At 65.0% G+C, this 23,352-nt stretch carries 26 protein-coding genes; 11 read left to right on the top strand and 15 right to left on the bottom strand.

Annotated elements, in window-relative coordinates:
• Positions 1 to 70: 70 nt before the first annotated feature.
• Entirely contained in the window at positions 71 to 1,162 is a 1,092-nt protein-coding gene (locus tag GVN21_RS14720; RefSeq protein WP_166575517.1) for a Zn-dependent alcohol dehydrogenase, read from the top strand.
• Between the two features lie 173 nt (positions 1,163 to 1,335).
• Complete coding sequence (locus GVN21_RS14715) at positions 1,336 to 1,491, top strand: hypothetical protein (RefSeq protein WP_166575516.1); 156 nt, start codon at positions 1,336 to 1,338, stop codon at positions 1,489 to 1,491.
• 92 nt (positions 1,492 to 1,583) lie between these two features.
• Here GVN21_RS14715 and dnaG read toward each other — a convergent pair whose 3' ends face one another.
• Positions 1,584 to 3,488 (bottom strand): DNA primase, encoded by a 1,905-nt coding sequence (dnaG, locus tag GVN21_RS14710; protein WP_166575515.1) that lies wholly within the window; start codon positions 3,486 to 3,488, stop codon positions 1,584 to 1,586.
• 117 nt (positions 3,489 to 3,605) lie between these two features.
• On the opposite strand from dnaG, the gene GVN21_RS14705 reads away from it, so the two are divergent.
• Positions 3,606 to 4,286 carry a hypothetical protein gene (locus GVN21_RS14705; RefSeq protein ID WP_166575514.1) on the top strand — a complete coding sequence of 227 codons (681 nt, stop codon included), beginning with the start codon at positions 3,606 to 3,608 and terminating at the stop codon, positions 4,284 to 4,286.
• A gap of 121 nt (positions 4,287 to 4,407) precedes the next feature.
• Entirely contained in the window at positions 4,408 to 4,794 is a 387-nt protein-coding gene (locus GVN21_RS14700; RefSeq protein ID WP_166575513.1) for a hypothetical protein, read from the top strand.
• Between the two features lie 4 nt (positions 4,795 to 4,798).
• Here the strand turns inward: GVN21_RS14700 and GVN21_RS14695 are convergent, their stop codons facing one another.
• Complete coding sequence (locus GVN21_RS14695; RefSeq protein WP_276608529.1) at positions 4,799 to 6,313, bottom strand: HAMP domain-containing sensor histidine kinase; 1,515 nt, start codon at positions 6,311 to 6,313, stop codon at positions 4,799 to 4,801.
• A gap of 208 nt (positions 6,314 to 6,521) precedes the next feature.
• On the opposite strand from GVN21_RS14695, the gene GVN21_RS14690 reads away from it, so the two are divergent.
• Together GVN21_RS14690 and GVN21_RS14685 are read left to right on the top strand one after the other, a co-directional pair.
• Entirely contained in the window at positions 6,522 to 7,289 is a 768-nt protein-coding gene (locus GVN21_RS14690) for a HAMP domain-containing sensor histidine kinase (protein ID WP_166575511.1), read from the top strand.
• Between the two features lie 21 nt (positions 7,290 to 7,310).
• Positions 7,311 to 7,727: a SufE family protein gene (locus GVN21_RS14685; protein ID WP_166575510.1), complete on the top strand. Its 417-nt coding sequence runs from the start codon at positions 7,311 to 7,313 to the stop codon at positions 7,725 to 7,727.
• Here the strand turns inward: GVN21_RS14685 and GVN21_RS14680 are convergent.
• From GVN21_RS14680 to GVN21_RS14660, 5 genes are all read right to left on the bottom strand, one after another.
• On the bottom strand, positions 7,724 to 8,227 hold the full coding sequence (locus GVN21_RS14680) for a PAS domain-containing protein (RefSeq protein WP_166575509.1): 504 nt from the start codon (positions 8,225 to 8,227) through the stop codon (positions 7,724 to 7,726). The genes GVN21_RS14685 and GVN21_RS14680 overlap by 4 nt on opposite strands.
• Positions 8,228 to 8,434: 207 nt before the next feature.
• Positions 8,435 to 8,851 carry a MucR family transcriptional regulator gene (locus tag GVN21_RS14675; protein WP_166575508.1) on the bottom strand — a complete coding sequence of 139 codons (417 nt, stop codon included), beginning with the start codon at positions 8,849 to 8,851 and terminating at the stop codon, positions 8,435 to 8,437.
• Positions 8,852 to 9,071: 220 nt separating this feature from the next.
• A complete protein-coding gene (locus tag GVN21_RS14670; RefSeq protein WP_166575507.1) occupies positions 9,072 to 10,331 on the bottom strand; it encodes a DUF2336 domain-containing protein in 1,260 nt (419 codons plus the stop codon).
• Between the two features lie 88 nt (positions 10,332 to 10,419).
• A complete protein-coding gene (locus GVN21_RS14665; RefSeq protein ID WP_166575506.1) occupies positions 10,420 to 10,929 on the bottom strand; it encodes a hypothetical protein in 510 nt (169 codons plus the stop codon).
• A gap of 108 nt (positions 10,930 to 11,037) precedes the next feature.
• Positions 11,038 to 11,913 carry a crotonase/enoyl-CoA hydratase family protein gene (locus GVN21_RS14660; RefSeq protein ID WP_166575505.1) on the bottom strand — a complete coding sequence of 292 codons (876 nt, stop codon included), beginning with the start codon at positions 11,911 to 11,913 and terminating at the stop codon, positions 11,038 to 11,040.
• Between the two features lie 138 nt (positions 11,914 to 12,051).
• Between GVN21_RS14660 and GVN21_RS14655 the strand changes: the two genes are divergently transcribed.
• On the top strand, positions 12,052 to 12,207 hold the full coding sequence (locus GVN21_RS14655) for a hypothetical protein (RefSeq protein ID WP_166575504.1): 156 nt from the start codon (positions 12,052 to 12,054) through the stop codon (positions 12,205 to 12,207).
• Here GVN21_RS14655 and pgsA read toward each other — a convergent pair whose 3' ends face one another.
• The 3 genes from pgsA to GVN21_RS14640 are packed head-to-tail and all read right to left on the bottom strand — an operon-like array spanning position 12,208 to position 14,155.
• Positions 12,208 to 12,759, bottom strand: a complete 552-nt coding sequence (gene pgsA / locus GVN21_RS14650) for a CDP-diacylglycerol--glycerol-3-phosphate 3-phosphatidyltransferase (RefSeq protein ID WP_166575503.1) — start codon at positions 12,757 to 12,759, stop codon at positions 12,208 to 12,210.
• Positions 12,759 to 13,454: a DUF899 family protein gene (locus GVN21_RS14645; RefSeq protein ID WP_166575502.1), complete on the bottom strand. Its 696-nt coding sequence runs from the start codon at positions 13,452 to 13,454 to the stop codon at positions 12,759 to 12,761. The genes pgsA and GVN21_RS14645 overlap by 1 nt, the downstream gene beginning before the upstream one ends.
• Before the next feature lie 53 nt (positions 13,455 to 13,507).
• Complete coding sequence (locus tag GVN21_RS14640) at positions 13,508 to 14,155, bottom strand: TetR/AcrR family transcriptional regulator (protein ID WP_166575501.1); 648 nt, start codon at positions 14,153 to 14,155, stop codon at positions 13,508 to 13,510.
• A gap of 81 nt (positions 14,156 to 14,236) precedes the next feature.
• On the opposite strand from GVN21_RS14640, the gene GVN21_RS21230 reads away from it, so the two are divergent.
• Both GVN21_RS21230 and GVN21_RS14630 read left to right on the top strand, forming a co-directional pair.
• Positions 14,237 to 14,647: a response regulator transcription factor gene (locus GVN21_RS21230; RefSeq protein ID WP_166575500.1), complete on the top strand. Its 411-nt coding sequence runs from the start codon at positions 14,237 to 14,239 to the stop codon at positions 14,645 to 14,647.
• 184 nt (positions 14,648 to 14,831) lie between these two features.
• Positions 14,832 to 15,371: a DUF4199 domain-containing protein gene (locus tag GVN21_RS14630; RefSeq protein WP_166575499.1), complete on the top strand. Its 540-nt coding sequence runs from the start codon at positions 14,832 to 14,834 to the stop codon at positions 15,369 to 15,371.
• Between the two features lie 16 nt (positions 15,372 to 15,387).
• On the opposite strand, the gene GVN21_RS14625 is transcribed toward GVN21_RS14630, so the two are convergent.
• Positions 15,388 to 15,837, bottom strand: coding sequence for an OmpA family protein (locus GVN21_RS14625; RefSeq protein ID WP_166575498.1), 450 nt, complete (start codon positions 15,835 to 15,837; stop codon positions 15,388 to 15,390).
• A gap of 135 nt (positions 15,838 to 15,972) precedes the next feature.
• Between GVN21_RS14625 and GVN21_RS14620 the strand changes: the two genes are divergently transcribed.
• Both GVN21_RS14620 and GVN21_RS14615 read left to right on the top strand, forming a co-directional pair.
• Positions 15,973 to 16,506, top strand: a complete 534-nt coding sequence (locus GVN21_RS14620) for a carboxymuconolactone decarboxylase family protein (protein ID WP_166575497.1) — start codon at positions 15,973 to 15,975, stop codon at positions 16,504 to 16,506.
• Positions 16,507 to 17,045: 539 nt separating this feature from the next.
• On the top strand, positions 17,046 to 17,660 hold the full coding sequence (locus GVN21_RS14615; protein ID WP_166575496.1) for a terminase small subunit: 615 nt from the start codon (positions 17,046 to 17,048) through the stop codon (positions 17,658 to 17,660).
• A gap of 79 nt (positions 17,661 to 17,739) precedes the next feature.
• On the opposite strand, the gene GVN21_RS14610 is transcribed toward GVN21_RS14615, so the two are convergent.
• The 4 genes from GVN21_RS14610 to GVN21_RS14595 form a co-directional block, all read right to left on the bottom strand.
• Complete coding sequence (locus tag GVN21_RS14610; RefSeq protein ID WP_166575495.1) at positions 17,740 to 18,978, bottom strand: hypothetical protein; 1,239 nt, start codon at positions 18,976 to 18,978, stop codon at positions 17,740 to 17,742.
• Positions 18,975 to 19,430 (bottom strand): response regulator, encoded by a 456-nt coding sequence (locus GVN21_RS14605; protein WP_166575494.1) that lies wholly within the window; start codon positions 19,428 to 19,430, stop codon positions 18,975 to 18,977. Before GVN21_RS14605 ends, GVN21_RS14610 begins: the two co-directional genes overlap by 4 nt.
• Before the next feature lies 1 nt (position 19,431).
• Positions 19,432 to 22,938 carry a hypothetical protein gene (locus tag GVN21_RS14600; protein WP_166575493.1) on the bottom strand — a complete coding sequence of 1,169 codons (3,507 nt, stop codon included), beginning with the start codon at positions 22,936 to 22,938 and terminating at the stop codon, positions 19,432 to 19,434.
• 129 nt (positions 22,939 to 23,067) lie between these two features.
• On the bottom strand, positions 23,068 to 23,352 hold a 285-nt coding region (locus GVN21_RS14595; RefSeq protein ID WP_240902958.1), incomplete at its 5' end, for a helix-hairpin-helix domain-containing protein.

Raw genomic sequence — 23,352 nt, 5'->3', positions numbered from 1 at the left:
AAAGCCCCCTTCCGCTGGCAGCGTGAACAGCGATAACGTGCCCTCAAACAATCGTTCGGGAGATGAGCACATGAAGGCGGCGGTATTTCGCGAGGTCGGCAAGCCTTTGCAGATCGAGGACGTGGCGATCAGCAAGCCTGGCCCGCACGAGGTGCTGATCCGCACCAAGGCCGCCGGCGTCTGTCACTCCGACCTCCATTTCGTGGAGGGCAAGTACCCGCACCCAGCGCCCGCCGTTCTGGGCCATGAGAGCGCCGGCGTGGTCGAGGCGGTCGGCAGCGAGGTGCGCACCGTCAAGCCGGGCGACCATGTCATCACCTGCCTGTCGGCCTTCTGCGGCCACTGCAATCACTGCGTCACGGGCCACCTGTCGCGCTGCATCAGCGGCGACGTGCGGCGCGACAAGGGGGACGCGCCGCGCCTGTTCCGCGAGGACGCCGGCGCCCCGCAGATGAACCAGTTCCTGAACCTCAGCTCGTTCGCCGAACAGATGCTGATTCACGAACACGCCTGCGTCGCCATCCGCAAGGACATGCCGTTCGACGTCGCCGCCCTGATCGGCTGCAGCGTCACCACCGGCGTCGGCGCGGTGATCCACACCTCCAACGTCCGTCCAGGCGAGACCGTGGCCGTTATCGGCTGCGGCGGCGTCGGCCTGGCGGCGGTCAACGGCGCGGCCATCGCTGGCGCCGGCCGGATCATCGCCATCGACATGCACGGCTCAAAGCTGAACCTGGCCAAGGAATTCGGCGCGACGGACGTGGTGGACGCCAGCCAGGGCGATCCCGTCGCCCAGGTGATGGAAATGACCCGGGGCGGTGTCGATCACAGCTTCGAGGCGATCGGCCTGAAAGCCACCACCGAACAGGCCTTCAAGATGCTGGCCCGCGGCGGCACCGCCAACGTCATCGGCATGATCCCGGTCGGGGTAAACATCGAGCTGCACGGCGCCGACTTCCTGGCGGAAAAGCGCATCCAGGGCAGCCTGATGGGCTCCAACCGCTTCCCGGTCGACATGCCCCGCTTCGTCGACTTCTACATGGCCGGCAAGCTGAAGCTCGACCAGATGATCAGCCGGCGCATCAAGCTGGACCAGGTCAATGAGGCCTTCGACGAACTGAAGCGCGGCGAACTGGCCCGCTCGGTCATCGTCTTCGACTAGGTTAAGCGGCGCGGCGGCGAGGATTTTCTTGCCGCCGCAAGCCCCTGAAAACGCGGCGCCTTCAACGACAAGTTATTGTTAATACTCACTTTCACCCCCGGCTTTGAGCAACTGGGCTATGGCCTGATGAGTTCTTCCCCGCGATCATGACCACCCCAATTTGAGGAGATCGCATGGCCCGTCGCCAACGCAAGCTGAAGACCATCGAGCGCCGTTGGCTGGAACGGTTCGGCGAACCGCCGAGCCTGCGCACCGATCCCGAACTGATGCTGAAAATCCTTGAAGCATCGGCGCCGAAGGCGCCGGCCAAAGTCCTGGGGGGCCGTTAGAGCGCGTTCCGATTAGTGGGCGCCGGTAATCGGAACGCGCGACCAGCAAAAAGCTAGAGCAGCGCGATTTGATTCCATCAAATCGCGCTGCTCTAGTTAAGCCAGGGCGCCGCTTCGGCCTCGTCGGTCCAGGCGCCGCTGTCGACCAGTCGCTTCAACAGGTCGCGCTCGGTCTTCAGCCGCATCAGGGTCGAGCTGTCGTTGTCCCGTTCCAGGTCCTGCTTGGCGCCGTCCACGGCCCGCTCCAGCGTCTCCAGCTTGACCAGCAGGTCGAACGCGATCGACCACAGCCGCCGGGCCGTGACCGGGTCGAGATCGGCCTTCAGGAAGGCGGCGCCGGCCGCGTTCGCCGTGCGGGCCAGTTGTATGAACACATCCTCGCCGAAGCCCCGCGCCTCCAGCCGGCGTCGCACCGACACCGCATCGACCGCGTCGCTCTCGAACCGGAACTCGACCAACTCATCGGCCAGGGCGCTGAGCCGCTCATCGAGGAAGCCCCGGGCGCTGAGTTGCTCGACCTTGTCGTCCAGCACATGCGGATCCTGCAGCGCCGCATAGGCCAGGGCGGCCGAAAGGGGCCTGGGTTGGCCGCGCATCCGGTTGACCTGTTCCTTGGTCTCCGCGTTGGGGCCGATCGGCCCGGCCGGCCGGCCGCGCTTGCCGTCCCAGCGCTGGCGCGACATCTCCCGCGCCGCCGCGCCGACGGTGAACACCGGGCGTGAGGTCGGCCACAGCTGCTCGTAGCGGCCCAGCAGGTCCTCGCGATAGGCTTGGCTGAGGTCCGGGTCGGCGATGCTGGCGGCCAGCTTGCGCAGCCGCACCTTCAGCCCCGCCCGCCGCTCGGGCGTGTCCAGCGGCTCCAGGTCCCGCTCACGATGGAACAGCTGGTCGACGAAGGGCGTCGTATCGCCAAGCTGCGCCTTCAGCGCCGCCGGCCCCTGCTCGCGCAGCACATCGTCCGGATCCTTCCCGCCGACCACGATGGCGAAGCGGAAGCTCTTCCCCGGCTTGATCAGCGGCAGGGCCCGGTCGATGGCGGTGTTGGCCGCCCGCCGCCCCGCCGCATCGCCATCGAAGCTCAGGGTCGGCTCCGGATGCAGCCGCCAGAGCACCTCCATCTGGTCCTCGGTCAGGGCCGTGCCCATCGAGGCCACCGCCGCGATATTGGCCCGTTGGCAGGCGATCACGTCCATATAGCCTTCGACCACCACCAGGGCGGCGTCGGCCCCGCCGCTGTGCAGCAGCTTGCGCGCCTCGGGCAGGCCATAGAGCACCCGGCCCTTGTGGAAGAGGCTGGTCTCCGGTCCGTTGAGATACTTGGCCCGGGCATTGGGATCGAGCGCCCGGCCCCCGAACGACACCACCCGACCGCGCGCGTCGGTGATCGGAAAGATGATCCGGTCGCGGAAGCGGTCGTAGGGCGCCCCGCCATCCTCCGGCGCGATCAGCAGGCCCGCCTCGACCAGTTCGCCCGGCTTGGCCCCCTTGGCGACCAGATAGTCTTTCAGCGCCGTGCGACCCTGCGGCGCATAGCCGATCCCGAACCGCTTCCACTCGGTGTCTGGCAGGCCCCGGCGGTCGAGATAGCCCCGCGCCTCTCGGCCCGCCGGCCGGCGCAGTTCGCCCTCGAACCAGGAAGCGGCCAGATCCATCCAGTCGCCGAGGGACTGGCGCTTCTTTTCCTGCTCGGCCGATTGCGGATCGGGCGTCGGCAGCGGCACCCCCGCCTCGGCGGCCAATCGCTCGACCGCCTCCATGAAGCTGAGGCGCTCGGTCTCCTGGAAGAAGCTGATCAGGTCGCCGTGCTTGCCCGAACTGAAGTCGTGGTAGAATCCCTTGTCGTCATTGACGAAAAAGCTGGGCGACCGCTCCTTGGTGAACGGCGACAGGCCGACGAACTCGCGACCCTGGCGTTTCAGCTTCACGGTCTTGCCGATCACGTCCGACAGCCGGACGCGCGACTTAATCTCCTCCAGGAAGCGGTCGTCGAAACGCATGGCGACCATTAGGGCCGTCGGCCGGTCTAATTCAACCGTGGAGCCATCCCCGCTGGCGCCCGTTGCCTACCCATGTAACCTTCGGGCCGTCCGTCCAGGGGCAAGGGAGGTCGTGTCATGGCTTGGTGGTGGTGGATTCTTCCGGCGGCCTCGGCCCTGCTCGGCGCCATCGTGCTGCTGCGCGGCATCGGCGCCCTGTTCGGCGGACGGTTCCTCGGCGGCTTCTTCGGCTCGGCCATCGGCGGCAGCCTGCTGGCCGTGGGCGCGGTCACCGCCCTGGCTGGTCTGGACGTCCAGACCTACAAGCGCCTGACCTACGAGCGCCCGGTCGCCACCATCGAGACCCGGCAGCTAGGCCCCCAGCTGTTCGAGGCGACCCTGATTCAGCCGCCCAGCCCTACCGAGCCGGCCGGCTCGACCAACCGCTACCAGATCCACGGCGACCAGTGGCGCATCGAGGCCAGGGTGCTGAAGTGGAAGCCCTGGGCCAACGTCCTGGGCCTGGATTCCCAATACCGCCTGGACCGACTGTCGGGGCGCTACGAGGCGACGCAGGACGAACTCAATGCTCCGCGCAGCGTCTATCCGCTCGGCCCCGAGCCCGGCAACGTCGATATGTGGAGCATGGCCCGCAAGTCCAAGCGCTTCGCCCCGATGGTCGACAGCCTCTACGGCGGCGGCGCCTTCATGCCGATGGCCAACGGCGCCCGCTACGAGGTCTGGCTCACCCAGAACGGCCTAATCGCCCGCCCGGTCAACCCGGCGGCCATGGAGGCCGGCGGTTCGGGCTGGAATTAGGCGGTAACCCTATCGCGCAATTCCCGACAAACCTTCCCATGGTTTCATTGAGACCATGGGACTGTTCAGCAAACTGTTTGCGGCCCGGCCCGCCCCACCGGTTCATCCGGTCTTTGGACGAATGGAGTTTCAGAGCGACCGCCTCGGCGATTACTGGGAATGCGAAATCCAGTCGCCCGGCCATGAGGGCGTCTGCGCCACCGTCATGGCCGGTCCGGAGGGGCCGAGCGGGGCCCAGGTGGCGTTCTTCACTGGTGTGCTCAACGATCTCGACGCCCTCGTCAGGCGCTGCAATCCGGCCCTCGCCGACGGCTTCAGCAATTGGGCCGGGCGGCCCCTGGCGGACGATTGGCGCCGGGATCTGAAATTTCTCGGCGTCATGGTTCCCGCCAGCGCGAATCCGGACGGCGACTGGGACGCCAGTTTTGAGATGCGCCGCAAACCCCATGTGATGTTCACCGTCGAGCTCCGCAACGGCGCGCCGGTCAACGTGCTGGCGGATGGCTGAGCCCCTACCTCAGCGGATGTAGTTCAACCACATTGGGGCTCGGCGTGGCCGCGGCCGCCGCGACCGGGGGCAGCAGCACCGGCAGCCGGATGGTGACCGTGGTCCCCTCCCCCAGCGTGCTCTCCAACGTCATCTCTCCGCCGTGCAGCTCGGCGAAGGAGCGCACCAGGGAAAGGCCCAGGCCCGTGCCCATGGCCCGCCGGTCATTGTCGCCGGCCTGTTCGTAGGGGCGGCCCAGGCGTTCGAGATCTTCGGGCGAGATGCCGACGCCGGTGTCGGCCACCACCAACTCAAACACCCCCTCGAACCCGTGGGCGGTGACGGTGATCGCCCCGCCCTTTGGTGTGAACTTCAGGGCGTTGGAGACCAGGTTCAGCACGATCTGCTTCAGGGCCCGGCGGTCGGCGTCGATTTCCAGCGCGCCGGCCGGCAGGATGCCGCGGAGCTGCACCCCCGCCCCGTCGGCCTGCAGCCGCATCAGCCGCAGGGCGGCCGACACCGCCTCCCGGGCGTCGAACGGCTCGCGGGACAGTTCGAACCGGTCGGCCTCGATCTTCGACATGTCGAGCACGTCGTTGATCAGGTCCAGCAGGTGGGAGCCGGCCTCGTGGATCAGGCCGCTGTATTCGCCGTACTTGTCGGGCATCGGACCGAACAGGCGCGAACGCATGATGTCCGAAAAGCCCATGATGGCGTTCAGCGGGGTGCGCAGCTCGTGGCTCATGTTGGCCAGGAAGCGGGACTTGCCCGCCGCCAGGGTCTCCGCGTCGATGCGGGCCTGGTCCAGGGAAGCCTCGCGGGCATGGTCGGTGGTGGCGTCGCGCAGCACGGCCAGCAGCAGGTCATCCTCCGCCCGGCGCAGCGTGACGGCGATCCACCGGTCCTGGGCGGTCACCGGCGCGAAGGCGACCTCGGCCCGGCCCTCCGCGGCGGCGGCGCGCAAGGCTTCGGCCACCGGCTCGCCCTGGGCGGCGACGGCCGTCAGCCCCTGCTGGATCAGCACGTCGGGATCGACCCCCTCCGGCGCCCGGCCATAGAGGGCGCGGACCTTGCCGTGCGGATAAAGGGCGACCAACAGGTGCGGCTGGCCGGCCAGCAAGCGGGTCAGTCGGGCCGTCTCCTCGTCCCGGCGTACCTCCTGGGCCAGGACCTGGCGTCGGCCGAGGATCAGTCCGGAGCCGAGGGTCATGACGATCACCGCCAGTCCCAGCAGGCCCAAGCCCAGCGCCACAGGAGGCGGCGGCGGCGGCAGGGCGACTCCCAGAAGCTGTCCGACTGCGGCCACCGCGGCCGCGGCGATCGACAGCCCGGCGCCGGCGGCGATCTGCCGTCCCTGATCCATGACCAGGGCGATGGCCAGCGGCGCCAGGCACAGCACCCCCAGCGGCCCGCCGACCCCGCCGGCCAGCAGCGCGCCCACCGTGCCGGCCAGCGCCGCAAGCCCCAGCCGCCATAGCGGATGCGGCCCGGGTGGCGTGGGCGCCCGGTCGGCTGTCGGATCGGTCCGGTCGTCGGTCAACGGATAGGTCTTAAGGTATTCCCCACCCCCAGTTTGGGGCGGCGCCAGACTAGCCCCCAGGCCCGGCGCGAAGAAGGCCGCACAATCGGCGGGCGACGGATCATCGTGGAGGGGCTGTGGACAAGCGGGCGGGGAAGCAACGGATTCGTAAGCGGGTGCTGGCATAGAGGAGGGCAATCCGCCGAAAACAGGGCGGAGAAAGGCCAGAATGACCCGGGCGGCGCGCCAGACTGTCGTACCCTTCGAGCCGCCGGAGCATGCCGCCGCGCGGCGCCAGGCGGCGATGGACGCCCAGAAAAAATCCTTCCTGCGCATGGTCAGCCATGAGCTGCGCACGCCGTTGAACGCGGTGATCGGCTTTTCCGAGATCCTGGCCTGTGAACTTTACGGCCCACTGGGCTCGCCGCAGTACCGGGAATACGCCGAGCATATCCTGGCCAGCGGCCACAAGCTGCTCGGCCTGGTCAACCAGATCCTCGAGATCGCCCGGCTGGAAAGCCATGTCGGCGACATGGACGTGCGGGCCGAGCCCCTCGATCATGCCCTGGAAGACGTGCTCGAGCTCGTGGCGCCTCAGGCCCGCGAGGCCGGGGTGGAGATCGAGATCGCCGACGAGGCCGCCCTCTGCCAGGTGATGGCCGACGGGCGCGGCCTGCGCACCATGCTCGGCAACCTGCTGCAGAACGCCATCACCTGGTCGCCCAGGGGTGGCCACGTGCGGATCGACGCCATCCAGGCCGAGGGCATGGTCCGCATCGACATCGCCGACCAGGGGCCGGGCGTCGATCCGGCGGAGATACCCCGGCTGTTGAAACCGTTCGAACAGGGCGAGGGGGCCCTGACCCGCCGCTCCGAAGGCGCGGGCCTGGGCCTGCCCATCGTCCAGGCGCTGAGCGACGCCATGGGGGGGCGCCTGGCCATTCGCAGCGCGCCGGGCGAGGGTCTGACCGCCTCACTGAGCTTGCCCGCCGCCTGAGCGAGGGCTAGACCCCGCGCCATGACCTCCCCCATCGATGCGGACCTCGACGCCCTGGCCGAAGACTTCGAGCTGCTGGGCGATTGGGAGGAACGCTATCGCCATGTCATCGACCTGGGCCGGGCGTTGGCGCCGCTCAGCGAGGCCGAGCACAGCGAAGAGAACAAGGTGCGCGGCTGCGCCAGTCAGGTCTGGCTGGTCACCGAGAAAGAGGGAGGCCTTCTCCGCTTCCGGGGCGACTCCGACGCCCACATCGTGCGCGGCCTGATCGCCATCCTGATGAAGCTGTATTCCGGCCGCACCCCGGACCAGATCCTGGCCTTCGATTCCAAGGCCGCCTTCGCCCGGCTGGGCCTGGACGGCGCCCTGTCGACCCAGCGGTCCAACGGCCTGGCCTCGATGGTGCAGCGGATCCGGCGGGATGCTGGCGAGGCCTAAGCCGCCCGTATTCCGCTGATCCCGGCGGTGCGCTCGGCCTGCATGCCGATGACCGCGTCATAGCCGAGGATCATGTCCACCTCACAGCCATCGCTGGCCAAGGGCAGCCGCAGCCACAGGGTCGAAACGTGGGAGGCGCCGCGCCAGGCCATGCTGTGCGACCCGACGCGCGGCTTGCGGTCGGCGACCACGGCGTCGAGCTCGGCCCGCCAATAGTCAGCGGCAGTGGAATTGTAGAGATCGGTCAGCTTCATGCCGGTGATCTCCCGACCGTAGACCGAATAGAGGCCGGTGCCGGCCAGGCGCTGACGGTAATCGACCCGGCCATCCTCACGGACGACATCGATCAGGCTGACGGTGGGGAGCAGGCGCTTGAAGGCGTCCGGGCTGATGTCGGCACGACCCGGCAGGCGGCCGGCGCGACGCAGAGCAGCCCAATAACGCAGAAGCTCCTCGTGAGCGCGGGCGGCCGTGGCCGAAGCGCCCAGTTGCGCAACCATCTACAGAATCCTTAACAACCCCTTGGAATCACCTGGGATTCACTATCGCTTAACCGACGAATCGCGGGCAAGTGCTTTTTCGCCGCACAGGTGAAGATTCTATTTTTGAGTCAATCGAAAAGGGAACCGCCCGGTTCCCCAGCAAAGCAAAACGCCCGCCGGAATCCCGGCGGGCGTTGCTGAATCCCGAAGGAGTCGAGACGAAGCTTAGCGGCGCTTCTTGGCCTGACGGCCGCCTTGGCCCAAGCCCATCTGCTTGGCCAGGTCCGAACGGGCCTTGGCGTAGTTGGGGGCGACCATCGGGTAGTCCTTGGCCAGGCCCCACTTGGCCCGGTATTCCTCGGGGCTCATGTCGTACTTGGTGCGCAGGTGGCGCTTCAGCGACTTGAACTTGCGGCCGTCCTCCAGGCAGACGAGGAAGTCGGGGGTGATCGAGCGCTTCACCGGAACCGCCGGTTCCTTGGGCGCGACTTCGACAGTCTCGGTTCCGGTGGCCACGCCCGAGAGCGCCTTGTGAACCGACTGGATCAGGCCCGGAATGTCGTTAGCGGCGACGGAGTTGTTGCCGACGTAGGCGGAAACGATGTCGGTCGTCATCTCGATGATGGCGGATTTGTCTTCCATGGCCTGGAGTTCCATTTCGGATTTGTTGAGCGGAAACTTGCCCGGGCGCCTCGCCCGGTTGACGGCTGCATAAGGCGTGTCGCGGATGAAGACAAGTCCACAAAAGATATTCAAAGGAACAGTAGAGTGCCTAAGCGCACGGTCGATTGTTGGATCGAAACGAGCGTCGTTAGTCAGCGAACTGTCGCGAAAATCTGACAACCTTCACGGTTATCGAGGCTTAGCGCGCGAAATCGCGGCCTAGGGCAAGCATGGCCGCCCGCTGCGGCGCGGAGAATTCGTCGACCGCCTCGTCGTCTCCATCGCGGATGGCCTGCATAAGCGCGGGGGTAAGGGCCGAGGACAGGGCCCAGTTCCAGTAGCGCAGCACCGTCTGCGCCCGATCGACCGCCAGGGCGTCGAAACAGGTCAGTACCCGCTCCAGCGCCGGGGTGATATTGCCGGCCGCATCCGTCTCCGGCCGCCGCAGGCCGCGCCAGAGGGCCCGCACGGCGCCGCGCGGCAGGCCGGTGGCCTTGCAGAGGATGGCCAGGGGCTCGCCGCCCAGGTCGGTCATGATCTTGGCGCCGGTCATCGGCTTGAGACCCGCCAGGTAGCTGATCTCCTCGGCCAGTTCCCGGGTCATGCCGGACTGGGCGGCGGCGACCGCCTCGTCCAGGCTGCCGAACGGGCTCTTCTCGATGGCGGCGCGGTTGCGCTGGCGCCGCTCGATGAACTGCAGGGCCTTGCGGGTCAACGGATCCTGCCAGCCCTCCTCGGCCGCAATGGCGAAGATGTCGCTGACCGCGTCCTGTAGAATCTCGCGGGAGACGGCGAAGCGCTGGAGGATCAGCCGCCGGCACTCCGAGTCCGCCCACCAGAACATGATGTAGGCATGGCTGGGCCGCAGCTCAGGCCGGCGCAGAAGCAGGCCGATCAGGCGCGGGTTGTCGCGGGTGCAGGCGACCACGGTCTCCAGGGCGCCATGGCTGAAGCGGGCCAGGTCGTTGCGCAGCACCGCCTCCAGCACCGCCGGCTCGCAGCGGCGGACCAGGGCGTCGACCACGGCCTCCCCCACGCCGCGGCGCAGGGCGATCAGGCGGCGATGCTCGGGGCTGGCGGCTTGGGCGCAGTCGATCAGATCGGCGTCGCCCAGGTGCTGGCTGTGCTCCAGCAGGGCTCCGGAGATGGCGACGCTGTCCCGCAGCAGCATCCGGGCCAGAGCCGGCGGAATGTCGGAGATGTTGGCCAGCCGCCGGGCCACCTTGGCCCGCTCCTCGGGCGCGGCCTCGCGCAAGAGCTCGATCAGCAGGTCGGAGGTCATCGCCCGCTCGAAGGCGTTGACCCGGCTGCCCGGCAGGCAGACGACGTCGGCCAGCCGCTTCAGGAGGGTGGCGCGCGACCGGACGACAGGCGCGGTCGCGGCTTCCGCCCCCGGGGTCTCGGGGGCGGTCTCCAATGGCGGGGGCTCGTACGGCCGCGAAGGGGCGGGCTCGCTCATGGGGACTCCGGCTGCGGCGGACAGCTTAACGGCCCGCCGTTAATCACCGGTGACGATCGTCCCTTATGAGATCGCCGACCGAGACTCTCTAAGCGAAACTGGCGCGGGGCGGCGGGGTTGCAGTCCCCGACGACTTGGCCTGCGCCTGGCTGCGTTCCACGAAGATGCTCGCAGCCGCCAAGGCCGCAATGGTCGCGGCCAGCAGGAACATGGCGCCGTGGTCGGTGCCCAGGTTAAGGGCGTCGATCTGGGCCGCGGTCAGGCCTCGGCCCAGCGCCTCGGACAGCGGCGCCAGCTTGGGCACCTGCCAGCCGAGCCAGGGCGACAGGTGGAAGGCGACGGCGCCGAGCGCCACCAAGAGACCCAGCTGCGCGCCCCGAATCCGCATCCGGGGCCAGACCACCAGGACGGCGGCGACCAATTCCAGAACGGCGACGAGGTAGCGTACGCCCGGCTCGAAGATGCTGATGCCGGACCGGGCCTCGATCAGGCCGAAGACCGGGTTCGGATCGAAACCGAACACCTTCTGGAAACTCATGAAAAACAGGAAGCCGGCCAGTGCGAGTGCAAACGACCAACTCAGGACACGATCCATCATGGCGAATTCTCCCGCGAGACTCTGAGTGGTCTCTGCGGGAGAAAGCATGCGCCCGGTCCGTGACTTTGACGAGTCACGGTTCCGCGACGGAATTTACCGCCGAAATCTCTACTTGAACTGGGGCTCTTCCCAGTGCGGCCAGATATCGGGCAGGTCGCTGGAGACCTTGTTCGGGTAGTTGGGCAGGCGCTTCTCGAGGAAGGAGGTGACCCCCTCCTTGGCGTCGCCCTGCGCGCCGCGGAACTGGATCGCTCGGCTGTCGGCGCGGTGGGCCTCCATCGGGTGCGAGAAGCCGGCGCCGCGGTACATCAACTGGCGGGTCAGGGCGACGGAGACCGGGGCGGTGTTGTCGGCGATCTCACGGGCCAGGGCCCTGGCCGCCGGCAACAGGTCTTCCGGCGCGTGCAGTGAGCGGACCAGTCCGCCGTCCTTGGCCTCCTGGGCCGGGAAGACGCGGCCGGTGTAGCACCACTCCAGCGCCTGCTGCATGCCGACCAGGCGCGGCAGGAACCAGCTGGATGCGGCCTCCGGGGTGATGCCCCGGCGGGCAAAGACGAAGCCGAACTTGGCCTCGGTCGAGGCCATGCGGATGTCCATGGCCAGCTGCATGGTCACCCCGATGCCGACGGCAGCGCCATTGACTGCCGCGATCACCGGCTTCTTGCAGTCATGGATGCGCAGGGTCAGGCGGCCGCCGCCGTCGCGGTAGATCTCGTTGACCTTGCCGCTCTCGCGGGCGTCCTCGTTGCGCGAGGCGTAGTCGAAAGTCGAGCCGCCGCTGCCCAGGTCCGCCCCGGCGCAAAAGGCCCGGCCGGCGCCGGTGACGATCACCACCTTGACCGCGTCGTCCGCATCGATGGCGTCGAAGCAGTCGATCATCTCCAGCATCATCTGGGCGGTGAAGGCGTTCATCCGGTCGGGCCGGTTGAGCGTCAGCGTCGCGATGCCGTCCTCGACGGCGTACTGGATGGTTTCATAGGCCATGGCGGCGCTCCTCATGTCGTTGGTTGGCGGTATCAAAGGGAGCCGACGCACGGGAAGGCAAGGGGTTCGTCTTTTCACCTTGCCAGAGCCTTATTTGCGAGTCAGTCTCAATTGCACTGATTTGCTGTGGAGGCGATCATGGTGTTCCAGGCTTTCGGCGCCTGTGCGTTGATGCGTTTGATGCGGCTCGACCGGGAGGCCGAGCCGGAGACGGACTGGCTGCTGTACGGCCCCAGCGACCCTGAGGTCGTCAAGGACGAGGACAAGCCGCCGTTCCTGCTGGCCGCTGAGTAGTCAGTTGCCTTTCAAGGCCTTGCGGGCGGCCAAGCCGTATTCGACACCGGTCCAGACCGTGACGATCGCCGCGAGCCACAGCGCTACATCGATGCCGAGGCTGACCGGCGGCGTCAGCCAGGGCGGCAGGGTCAGGCGCAACAGGGCGGCGGCCAGGGCGGCGAGCTGCAGGGTCGTCTTCCACTTGGCCAGCATGGTCACCGGCAGGCGCAGGCCTCGAGGGGCCAGCACCTCACGCAGGGCGCTGATCGCAAACTCCCGGAACAGGATCAGGCCGCCGGCCAGGGCGGCGGTCATGTCGCCGTTGGCGGCCAGGCCAACCACGGCGCCGGCCACCAGCACCTTGTCGGCGATCGGGTCGAGGATGGCCCCCATCAGGCTCTCCACCTGATACTTGCGGGCCAGCCAGCCATCGAGGAAGTCGGTCACCGCCGCGATCACGAAGCCCCAGAAGGCCAGGCCGTACCAGGACGGCCCGCCAAACAGCGCGACGAACACCGCCAGGGTCAGGATCAGCCGGCCGACGGTAAGGATGTTGGGGACGTGTTTCATCAGTAGCTCAGCTTCGGATACCAGTCGGGGGCGCGGCCCTCGGGCGTCAGGTCGAGGATCGACCACAGGGAGGCGATGTCGGGCGCATCGCGGGGGTCTTGGCCGGGGTCGGCCATGCTCATAGTCATGCCACTGGTCCAGAACAGCCGCACCTGGTCGCCATCGCGCCGGAACACCACCAGGGCGGGGTTCTCGCTGCCGTCCGGATTGATCAGGCCCAGGTCGTTCGCATAGCCGTCGCCGACGGTCTGCACGAAGTCCAGGCTTTTCCACCCGCGCTCTTCGGCGAAGGCCAACTGACGCTCCACCGGACTGCGGCCAAGCACCTTCAGGGCGACCCGCTGCTTGATGTCGATGGCGTTGCCGTTCACCGCGCCCAGCCAGTTGGCGCACATCGGACAGGGACGCTCGCGCTGGGGCCCATACATCCAGAAATAGGTGACCAGGGCGTCCTTGTCCCCGAACAGGTCGATCAGGCCGACCTCCTCGCCGTTGGCGTCCTTGAAGCGATAGTCCGTCTCCACCACCGGACCGGGCGGCAGGGCCCGGCGCAGGTCGGCCAGTCGAGTCATCTGGCGGCGGAAGGCGATCTCCTCGGCCAGCAGGGCGGTGCGCGCGGCCGCGTACGCCTCGCTCTCGCCGGCAAAGCGGCGGCGGTCGGCGGCCAGGTCCGCGGCGGGGGTGAGATCGGGCATCGGCGGCTCCTTGGGTTTGCTTCCCAACGGACGGGGGACGGGGCGGTTGCCGGTCACCAGCGGCCAGGGGTCATGGAGACGCCGCGCGGCCAGGCGCCGGCGGGCGGCGGACCGGCCAGCGCCTCGAAGGCGGCGGCGAAGTCCTCGTCGGTGAAGGCCTCCGGGTTCTGGAAGAAGCTGTAGGTCAGGCCGGTGACCAGGGCGTCGATCAGCTTGACGAAGCGGTCGGCCGGCATCGGCAGGGAGCCAGGCGGCAGGAGGCGCAGGAAGCCCTCGGCCATGCGGGCCCAGTTGGCCTCGGTGTCGGCGGCCACCTGCCGGCGCAGGTCCGGTCGGGTGAGCAGGTGCAGCTGCACCGCCGCCGCCTCCGCCGCCCGGGGCAGCCGGGCGCGGGCCGAGGCGGCCACCGCCAACCCCAGAATCCGCATCTGGGCGCGTAGGGGGGCGCCGGGGCGGAAATCGGCCTCGACCGCCCCGCCCTGGCTCTCCATGATGGCCAGGAACAGCTCGTCGCGGCTCTTGAAGTTGCCGTGGAAGGCCCCGCGGGTCATGCCGGCTCGCTTGCAGATCTCGTCCAGCGAGGCGCGGTCGAAGCCCTTCTCGGCGATAAGCTCGGCGGCGGCGGCCACCAGGGCGCGGCGGGTGCGCTCGCGCTTGTCGCCCTTGGGTCGGCCTTTGGCGGCAACGGAATCGTCGGTCATCGAGCGTCGATACGGCACGGTATTTTTTGGCGCAAGCAGCCGACGTTGACTCCCGCGCGGGGCGCCCCACCATCCAAGGCGATGATCCGCACCATCCTCCTCTGGGCCCTGGTCCTGGCCCTCGGCGCCTTCGCCCTGCAGTGGCTGGAATACCAGTACCTGGCGCGAGCCTTCTCGACCGAAATCTATATCGCCGCGATCGGCTGCGCCTTCGCGGCCGGCGGTGTGTGGCTGGGCTGGTGGCTGGCCCGCAAACGCACCGGCGCCTTCGAGCCCAACGAGGCGGCGCGCAAGTCCCTCGGCCTGACCGGCCAGGAGATGAAGGTGCTGGGCGCCCTGGCCGCCGGCCGGTCGAACAAGGAGATCGCCCGCGACCTCGGCCTCTCGCCCAACACGGTGAAGACCCACATCGCCAACCTGTTCGCCAAGCTGGAGGTCAGCCGCCGGACCCAGGCGATCAGCCAGGCTCGCGAACTGCAGCTTATTCCTTAGCCACCTCTGTCGTCGGCCCCACCTGATCCCTCTCCCTCAGGGAGGGGGGCGCCAGGTCTCGGGCGACCAGATCCTTCCCCGCGACGGCCAGTGAAATGCGCTTCTCACCCTTTCGGGCGATGGCGCCGCGCCCTCGCGCCGGGCCAGCCTTGCAGGCATCATCAACCCGGGGAGGAACCCGATCATGCTTCGTATCGCCATTATCTACGGCCTCGTCTCCGGCGCGGTCATCATCGGGGGCATGCTGGCCACCATCGCGCTCAACGGCGGGGCGCCGCACTCCAATCCCTACCTCGGCTACCTGATCATGCTGATCGCCATGAGCTCCATCCTGGTGGGGGTGAAGCAGTATCGCGATCAGGCGCTGGGCGGGGTGATCCGGTTCTGGCCGGCGCTGGGACTGGGGCTGGCCATCGCGGGGTTCGCGGCCCTGGCCTACGTGGTCATCTGGGAGGTCTACCTCGCTGTCTCCGGGGGCGACTTCATCCAGAAGTACGCCGACACCATGCTGGCCCAGAAGCGGGCCGAGGGGGTGACCGGCGCCGCCTACGACAAGGCGGCGGCCGAGATGGCCGGCATGATCAAGCTGTACGCCAACCCGCTGTTCCGGGTGCCGATCACCCTGCTGGAGATCCTGCCCGTCGGCCTCCTCGTGCCGGTGGTCAGCGCCGCCCTGCTGCGCAATCCGCGGTTCCTTCCGGCGCGGGGGGCGGCCACGGCCTGAGGCGCCGGTCTTGCGGCTACCAGCCGGAGGTCGGACCCTCGGTGACCTCGACCCGCCCCTTGGTGTCCGGCTTGCCGGTGGGGTCGGCGGGGCGGGTGGCGCCGAAGGCCTGGGTGGTCATCACACCGTTCGGTATGCCGCGCCCGGCCAGGTAACCACGAACGATGGCCGCCCGCCTCTGCGACAGGCCGACGGCATAGCTGGGCGCCGACTGCTCCTGCTCGGCCTTCGTACCGCCGTCCGCCTTGATGGCCGCCCTGGACTCCGTCAGGGTGGCGTGGCCAGAGATGGTCACCGGGTTGCCCGGCTTGTAACGCTTGGCGAAGGCGTCGAGGCTGGCTCGGCCGGCCGGGGTGACCGCGTCCGCCCCGCTCTTGAAGGTGACCACCGCCGGCATCTGGGTCTGCGCCACGGCCGGCGCCGCCAGAACCACCGCCGCCACCCCGATCGCCGTCCACCAACGCATCTGATCTCTCCCCGGTTTGGGCCAGATTGCCACGCGGCGCCGCCGGCCCGCAATCACCGCGGCTTGACGCCAGGGCGCCATTGCGCCGCCGCGCCTCCCCTGCCCTGATGCGGCAAAACGAGGAGGAAGCCGCCGATGTCCCGCCTGCCCCTGCCCGAACCGGACGCCCTGCCGCCCTACCTGAAGGCCATCCACGACGCGACGCCGGAGGAGAACTGGCTGGGCCGCCACTTCGCCCGCGCCTTCGCCCCGGCCCCGGACCTGGTCCAGGCCTACCAGGGCTTCTACCACCCCTGGCACACCGGCGGCGCCGGCCTGCTCCCGGCCCGGCTCAAGGAACTGGTCCGCCTGCGCATCGCCACCCTCAACGGCTGCGTGCTGTGCAAGAGCGTTCGCATGGCCCCCGAGACGGTGACGGAGGACGAGGCCGCCCGCGGCGTCGACGCCCCCGACGGAGAAGGTTTCACCCCCCGCGAACGCGCCGCCATCCGGTTCGCCGAGAAGATGGCTGTCGATCATCACAACATCGGCGACGAGGATGTGGCGCAGATGCGAAGCCACTTCAGCGACGCCGAATTCCTCGAGCTGGCCATGATGGCCGGGCAGTACATCGGCTTTGGCCGGGTGCTGGCCATGCTGCAGCTGGAGGAGGCCAGCTGTCCGATCTGAGGCGGGCAGGCGTTTCCGGCGTCCTTTCAGCGCCGCGCGCGGGTGCGAAGCGCCATTCTACCATGCCGGGACCCCCGTGGCGCCAAGGTTCGGCGCCGAGGATCGCGGGCGGGCGCCGGAACGGAGGGCCAGGCGGCTGGAATCGTTGGCGTTTGTGTGGAGACAGCGGCGGCGAAGGTTGGCGAAGCCGTTGGCGTCGCGTGGGCGCCGGGGCGGGGAATGTTGATGCGCGGCGACCAGCGGGCGCCACCATCGGCCGGCGGCGGCGATTTCCGGCCCGGAATTTCACCCGGGTAGAATTGTCAGGGCGTTGTCGCGGGGATTTTGCGACCTTTGCAGCGCACCGGAGGGCTTCCGGCGGCGCTTCGCCCTCCCCGGGGTCCCGCCCAAGGGCTTGAGAACAAACAGGGAATATTATCGGCATTGCGGCTCGGAATGTGCGATAATGGGGCCGCTTCGACAGGCGGTTCTCAGCCCTCCGCACCGCCGCCGACCGCAGCCTTCCATGTCACTCGCACACCGCCAAGGAGCCGCCGCCCATGACCGCCGACACGTCCTCCGCGCCGCCGCCGCGGCTCGACCGGCCCCTGACCGCCCAGCAGCTGAGGTTCGTGCAGGAGGTGCGGCGCGACGGGCAGGCGACGCCGGCGGCCCGCCGGGCCGGCTATAGCCGCAAGTCCGCCCGCTGGACCGCCCACCGGCTGATGCGCGATCCGCGCATCCAGGCCCTGCTGGCTCCACCAGGCGGCGGCGGGACCGGGGGCCCGGACGAGGAGGAGGAGTCAGGCGAGCTCTGGGCCCTGGCCGAGCTGCGCCGCATGGCCGCCGCCAACATCCTGGACCTCGCCGTGGTCCGCCCCGACGGCGCCCTGGAGGTGGACATGGCCCGGCTGGAGCGCGACCGCGCCGCCGGCGTGCGCGAGGTCACCGTGCTCGAAAAGACCGCCCCCGACGGCACGGTTACCCGCCTCACCCGCCTGAAACTGGCCGACAAATCCCTGGCCCTCGCCCGCCTCCTCCGCTTCGGCCGCCTGGAAGACGACGCCTACAACCGCGGCGCCCTGCAGACGCGCACCCTGCTGCTGACGATGGAGCCGAAGCGGCTGGCGGAGATGGCGGCGCGGAGGAAGCGGGAGATGGGGCTGTTGGGGTGAGCAGGGAGGGTGGCGAAATCGGTATAGTGTCCGCAGGTTTCCCGAAATCGGTATAGCGTCCCCAGGTTTCCGTTCTGTGCTACCGACTTCCGGCAAGATCCCGGATTTCCGCCATGTAGCGCTCAAAGAACTCCTTTAGTGCTTGCGCACTCGTATAAGCGGCATACCCCTGCCACTGATCGTCTTTCGTCGGATCGGCGTAATCACAAACTGATTTCATCGCAAAAGCAGTCGGACGAGGGAACCGTCCGTCCACCGCCGCCGCAAGAACGCCGTACGCCTCCATCTCCACCGCGGTCAAATTCCGATTCTGGACGAGTATCCTTTCAAGGACGTCTTCATCCGCTAGAACTGACGATCCAGTAGCCATGGGACCAAGGCGCATCTTCAGCTCCGTTTCCGGCTTTGACTGAGAAGCATCCTTCACACCCAACCAGAACTTACTGTCAGCTCGAAGTTGATCGATTCTACTACGGATAAAGCCCGAAACCGGGAGAGGGTCAGGCGCAATTGCAAAACCAGCCACGTCTGCTTCGACGAAGTGCTTTCCGCTTTGCCAGTCCCACACAGGATCGCCTACAATGATATCGCCGTACCCGCATTTTCCCTTCACTCCGGCGCAAATGCCAGGCATGACCAAATAGCGAGGCCGCTCCCGCTCAACCAGCTTTGCGGCCAACAGGGCCGCGCTAACCATTCCCATCTTGCTGGCCGACGCTGCTACCACCGAAAAGCTCTGCCCCTGGGACGAAAACGAACCCCGCCGCACGAACGTTACGTCATCAAGGGGTTCCGCAGCCTGCCAAGCCCAAGGGATACGGAGAACCGCGTCCAACTCAGGAGTCTTGAGTGCAGTAAGCACGCAGAGGTCCGTTTCATAACGAGCGTCGCGTTCTTGCTGAGCTTCACCCAGAATGTAGCGGATACTCGATATTAACTGCGCTCTCCACTCATCGCTCTCAAAAGAAAACCTGACTACGGCCCAGGTCCGACTTATGAACGCGGCTCCCGCATCACGAATAGCTTCGTCGTATGCTGTAAGGCCAAGAATATGGCGCGGCTTCTTTAAAGAATTTCTCGTTGCCAGCTCCTCAAGAAGTGCAACAGTGCAAGCGTGGCCTGGCTCATCGCCAGCCCGGTTAGGAAGCAAGACGTCTAGTATAAGCAAATCAAAATGGGTGTCCCTAAGCTGCGCTTTCGCATCGACCACCGTTTGGGCGAAAACAACCTCTATGCTTCCAAACTCTCCCGCAGCCTCAACGACCTCGCGGATACGGCGAATTTTATCAGCACTATCTTCAGCAACCAGGATCTTCATGGGACCACAACATCCTCCATAAGACGGAAAAGCTCTTCTCGCCACGCTTCGAACACTGAATTGTAATAGACAATCCCGCGAAAGTTGACAGGGTGAGCATCTGATAGTTGGTTGGCCAAGCCATTCAGATCGATCTGTTGGCCCGCCTTTGCAAACGCTTCGTAGGCAGTCACGACAATTACAGGAACATCGAGCTCAAATCTGTCAATGTACCTAAGAACTTCGATTCCCCCGAACCCTTGCGGTCGCCCGCCAGACTCTTGTGGCCCAATGTCGAAGGTAGGCAATGACATATCTAAAAGAATTAGCTCAGGCACCTCTTCTCGAAGAAACTTGATCGCAGAACTGACCGATCTTGCGATCTTTGGCTGAAAACTTGGAAACTGATTTGAAAGTGCGGCCAGAATATTGGCTCGCTTTGGATCCTCATCTTCCACAACGAGTATCTTCATCTTATGTCGCCGCAAGGTTGATAGGAACGGGAGCGGAAGAATTACTAGGACCAGAGATCATCGAAAGCTTCACAGTCGTCCTAAATTCATCCGCGCCGTAAAATCCGAATGTCAAGCCGGCGCGCTCTGACTGTCCAGTAATGGCGGCGATCTTTAGCAAACCGGAGTTATGATCTCTCAAGGCACCCGCACGGATATCGCCGCTCGCAATTTTTGCCCGCGTATCCTGCAATCGCGCATCAACAATTCCACGGTCTAGCCCCGAACCGACGGAATTAATAACGTCGATTGTTAGTACATCCGCCTCTGCATCAAATTCGCAAACAATTTGAACCTTTGGTGAACTACCCGCCTGCGCACGGCGACATATATTGTCAATGATAATGAACACAATATCGGAAATGATAACTAGTACGGCAGATGACGCCCTCACATTTCCAGTGATCACCTTAGTGATATCAGGGGAGAACCCCTTGTGCGTTTTGAGGGCGGACTCAATTGATATATCGATCAGCGCTTCGAGACCAAACAAATGGGATGCCTGCTCCGTTTCTGTCCTTCTAAACCACTCAGCCATTGACTCAAATTGGCGCTGGACATCGACAGAAGCTGAGCGCAATGCGGTGCTAAACTCATGATACTGCCCGTCTGGGATAGCTAGGTTGCGTACGCCAGCCTGCAGGCCATCAAACATTTCGGCCGCCTCATTCTTCAGATCTACTCCGATCAGGTTCCGCACAGTTGCAAATGACGGCTCTAGAAGCCCCCAAAATATTGAATAACAACTTGCGAGAAATCCCGTAAAACTTAGATCGGTCTGCACCGCACTTCGAATTACGTGATAAGACAGCGGGGTGACCTGGAAGTTGAACAGCCCGCCCGCCCGCTCTCGCGACTGAACGTGGAGCTTGTTGTTTTTCAAATCCTCAACGAGTGCATCATATCGCTCAGCAAACTCACGGAACAGTTTATCGCACCGTTCGCGGCAATCTGTTGATTCAAAAGTAAGGCGATCCAGCCAATACTCGTTGCTTCTATACCCGCCGCCGTCAGTGACCCTCTGAGTGATAAGGTGGGCCGTCTCGAGAGACCCTCTGAGATGACCGGTGACAGTACCGTGTCGAATTCTTTTTCCAACATAGAAATGCAAGCCATGTTCCTGATTGGAAAGAAATTCCGACCTCAAGCTAGTGACAATATCAAGCAATAGCGCATCTGCTTCGTTATCGGGAACTTTGAAATAGTCTGTCGGCCGGTCCGTAGAGCGCAGCGCGCTACGAAGCATTTCGTCGAAATCTTCAGCAACGCCGATGCCGGCCGAGACTAGCGCCTTATACCTGTCAAAGCTTTCGGCATACCGGCGCTCAGCCCATCGGGATATGGCGGTGGTGTCAACATGGACTCGGCTACTGTCCACGATATTTAGGCCTTCTTGGATGGCACGACGCGTGAATATGAAGCTGGCCTCTTCGGCATACTCATCGTCGTGAAGGGGATCAATCTCCCGCAAAAGCTTAAGTATAGATGATCTTTCCTCGATGACCCCAGCGGAATCCTCGAATATTCCGGCAAGGTCAATAATCGGCGGGACGCAAATGTATCTGAGAAAATATATCGTTTTTTCTAATTCGTCTGGCCGGACCGCGAGTTCACTTGGCCGAGTGACCTGCTCATTCGATAGGTAATCTTCGAATGCAAAACGTAGATGAGTTGCCCTGAGATCGTCGCCAGTATTCCTCCAAACGATGTCAAGGCAGATGGCTAAAGTCAGCCGGTCGGAAAGAGCCGCAAGTTCCTTCCACCCCCTTGCACCGACTGCCTCCACAGCCGGAAGCAACGATCTAGCCCCTGGTCGGTGGGCCGCCTCCGTAGCAATATCCCGGAGCGCGCTATCGATCTCTCCCTCGTTCAAGCTGAGCCCAATACGGAGATGCCCGATAAGCGACCGCAAACTGCCGTCAAGTTCCTGTAACCGTATCGGTGCAAGGAGGGTCAGAGCATCTGACGGCCGACCTTGTCGGAATAGGCGTTCGGCGCGAAAATATGAGGCCGGGATCGTCCTTGACCCGTCAGGGCGATCTACGTCACGGCCAAACCAGACGCCAAACTCTGCTGGGTCGCTTGCCGCTTGGACCACTGTCAACGCTTGTGGCAAAGGGTCCCCCGCGAGCGCGAGGTCCGGCAATCCAAACTGCGGCGCGTTCAACGCTGCTGAACCCAATCCAACTTGGGGGCTATCTTTTGCGCCGGTGATCGCGGACACGAAGTCCGACAGAGCTGCACCAGTAGAGAGTGTTCTAAAGTTCCGTGAGAACTTTTCGAGCGCGCCAACCGATGCCTCGAAGTCGTCATCACGCATGATCACTGACCGCATGTGGTCCAGCACGCTCTGCCAGGGGCCAGGAAGCGATTCAGTGTCACCGGTTGCAGAAGCTTCGGCAAAAAGAACGCCAACGCCGGCCCATATGTCACCGGGGTCGTCGCAGAGATTCTTTATCGCTGTTGCAACGTCCAACCGAGTAGTGGCTGAAAAAATCCCCCGACCCGCGAGGTTGGTCTTCACTCCCACTTTGCCAAGAGGTTCGCCTCCAAGGGCAATACGGATTTTATCGAGGCGGAAGTCGCCTATGCCCTCCCAGTTTTGCGTCGCCCTGAGGATAGCTTCTGCGTATCGTTCGCTCTTCCCAGCGTTTATGATTGCCTGAAATAAGGAAACCGCCGTTTCATAGATATCTATGATTGACTGCCCCTGCTCCGTAGAAATAATTCTCGATATATCGATATCAGTGCATTCAAACACGTCGGCAATTTTGTATTTGAAATAAGTCTTTATTGAGTCTTCGGCGTTGCTCGATGCAATTCGGATCGATGCGTCGTCTCTAAATAGTCGCATAGTCGAGCGAACTTCATTTCTTATGCTTGCGAAATGTGCGATATAAGCCGGAAGACCCTTCGGGTATTCGTCCTTTATAGTGGATAGATAGTTTTTTTGAGCCTCAAGCCCGTTGAAATACTGCTCGATCGCGATCCTTGTCTCGATATACCAAATTGAGGTGCCGAAGCGCCTTTCTATATCCTCAAGTACGCTGAAGCAGATGCTCTTGTCGTGTCGCCAGAACGCATCATTCAGCGCTAAAGCGGCTTGGCGGAAGCCTCTAAGATCATCGAAGTATGGGCGAATCCGATAGTCCAGCCATTGAAGTTCGCTCGGAAACGCAATCCTCGGACCTTCCATCGGATGAGGGCTTAGGCCAAACGTCAAGGCACTGCGCGCCGCTTCATTTCCAAGCAGAACCCTATCCAGCCAACCGAAGAACTCCGATCGGTATATCGAGGGAAGTGCTGGGCGAGCATCAAGCAGGGCTTGGCGTAAGCTAATGCGATAACGCTCGATGCGCGGCCTCGATGGGCCACTGGTCCGCGACAACGCGGCACCCAACGCACCGCGAATCTTGTTGCGCTGAGGAATGTCCGGCGACCTTGACGTCGGCTTTTTTGATTTGGGCATGAATCCCCCGATTCGTCGGGAGTTTAGATCAAGAGGATCAGCATTTACTACATTTGCGCACGCAAAGGGTGCACTAAAGTGTTTCTCCCTCGAGCTTCCCTACAGCAAGAGAAATTTGCTGCCCCCCCCTCACTTCCTGAAAAAGTCATACACCCGCTGCGCCAGCTGCGCGCTCACCCCCTCCACCTTCGCCAGGTCGTCCACTGTCGCGCGGCTCACCCCCCGCGCGCTGCCGAACGCGTGCAGCAGCGCCTTCTTCCGGCCCGGCCCGACGCCCTCGATCTCGTCCAGCGGGTTCTTGACCATCTCCATGCTGCGGCGGGTGCGGTGGCTGCCGATCGCGAAGCGGTGCGCTTCGTCGCGGAGGCGCTGGAGGTAGTAGAGGACCGGGCTGCGGGGTTCGAGCATGAAGGG

Source organism: Caulobacter sp. SLTY (genome assembly GCF_009905535.1).
GTDB lineage: Bacteria > Pseudomonadota > Alphaproteobacteria > Caulobacterales > Caulobacteraceae > Caulobacter.
Note: the sequence above shows the minus strand (reverse complement) of the source record. Positions and strands in the feature narration are given on the sequence as shown.

Excerpts from the sequence above, each read along its gene's own strand:
- GVN21_RS14715 (WP_166575516.1), top strand. The coding sequence starts at position 1,336 with ATGGCCCGTCGCCAACGCAAGCTGAAGACCATCGAGCGCCGTTGGCTG.
- GVN21_RS14670 (WP_166575507.1), bottom strand. The coding sequence starts at position 10,331 with ATGAGCGAGCCCGCCCCTTCGCGGCCGTACGAGCCCCCGCCATTGGAG.
- GVN21_RS14620 (WP_166575497.1), top strand. The coding sequence starts at position 15,973 with ATGTCCCGCCTGCCCCTGCCCGAACCGGACGCCCTGCCGCCCTACCTG.
- dnaG (WP_166575515.1), bottom strand. The coding sequence starts at position 3,488 with ATGCGTTTCGACGACCGCTTCCTGGAGGAGATTAAGTCGCGCGTCCGG.
- GVN21_RS14665 (WP_166575506.1), bottom strand. The coding sequence starts at position 10,929 with ATGATGGATCGTGTCCTGAGTTGGTCGTTTGCACTCGCACTGGCCGGC.
- GVN21_RS14680 (WP_166575509.1), bottom strand. The coding sequence starts at position 8,227 with ATGGTTGCGCAACTGGGCGCTTCGGCCACGGCCGCCCGCGCTCACGAG.
- GVN21_RS14625 (WP_166575498.1), bottom strand. The coding sequence starts at position 15,837 with ATGCGTTGGTGGACGGCGATCGGGGTGGCGGCGGTGGTTCTGGCGGCG.
- GVN21_RS14640 (WP_166575501.1), bottom strand. The coding sequence starts at position 14,155 with ATGACCGACGATTCCGTTGCCGCCAAAGGCCGACCCAAGGGCGACAAG.
- GVN21_RS14685 (WP_166575510.1), top strand. The coding sequence starts at position 7,311 with ATGACCTCCCCCATCGATGCGGACCTCGACGCCCTGGCCGAAGACTTC.
- GVN21_RS14605 (WP_166575494.1), bottom strand. The coding sequence starts at position 19,430 with ATGAAGATACTCGTTGTGGAAGATGAGGATCCAAAGCGAGCCAATATT.
- GVN21_RS14655 (WP_166575504.1), top strand. The coding sequence starts at position 12,052 with ATGGTGTTCCAGGCTTTCGGCGCCTGTGCGTTGATGCGTTTGATGCGG.
- GVN21_RS14630 (WP_166575499.1), top strand. The coding sequence starts at position 14,832 with ATGCTTCGTATCGCCATTATCTACGGCCTCGTCTCCGGCGCGGTCATC.
- GVN21_RS14675 (WP_166575508.1), bottom strand. The coding sequence starts at position 8,851 with ATGGAAGACAAATCCGCCATCATCGAGATGACGACCGACATCGTTTCC.
- pgsA (WP_166575503.1), bottom strand. The coding sequence starts at position 12,759 with ATGAAACACGTCCCCAACATCCTTACCGTCGGCCGGCTGATCCTGACC.
- GVN21_RS14705 (WP_166575514.1), top strand. The coding sequence starts at position 3,606 with ATGGCTTGGTGGTGGTGGATTCTTCCGGCGGCCTCGGCCCTGCTCGGC.
- GVN21_RS21230 (WP_166575500.1), top strand. The coding sequence starts at position 14,237 with ATGATCCGCACCATCCTCCTCTGGGCCCTGGTCCTGGCCCTCGGCGCC.
- GVN21_RS14645 (WP_166575502.1), bottom strand. The coding sequence starts at position 13,454 with ATGCCCGATCTCACCCCCGCCGCGGACCTGGCCGCCGACCGCCGCCGC.
- GVN21_RS14720 (WP_166575517.1), top strand. The coding sequence starts at position 71 with ATGAAGGCGGCGGTATTTCGCGAGGTCGGCAAGCCTTTGCAGATCGAG.
- GVN21_RS14690 (WP_166575511.1), top strand. The coding sequence starts at position 6,522 with ATGACCCGGGCGGCGCGCCAGACTGTCGTACCCTTCGAGCCGCCGGAG.
- GVN21_RS14600 (WP_166575493.1), bottom strand. The coding sequence starts at position 22,938 with ATGCCCAAATCAAAAAAGCCGACGTCAAGGTCGCCGGACATTCCTCAG.
- GVN21_RS14660 (WP_166575505.1), bottom strand. The coding sequence starts at position 11,913 with ATGGCCTATGAAACCATCCAGTACGCCGTCGAGGACGGCATCGCGACG.
- GVN21_RS14700 (WP_166575513.1), top strand. The coding sequence starts at position 4,408 with ATGGAGTTTCAGAGCGACCGCCTCGGCGATTACTGGGAATGCGAAATC.
- GVN21_RS14610 (WP_166575495.1), bottom strand. The coding sequence starts at position 18,978 with ATGAAGATCCTGGTTGCTGAAGATAGTGCTGATAAAATTCGCCGTATC.
- GVN21_RS14615 (WP_166575496.1), top strand. The coding sequence starts at position 17,046 with ATGACCGCCGACACGTCCTCCGCGCCGCCGCCGCGGCTCGACCGGCCC.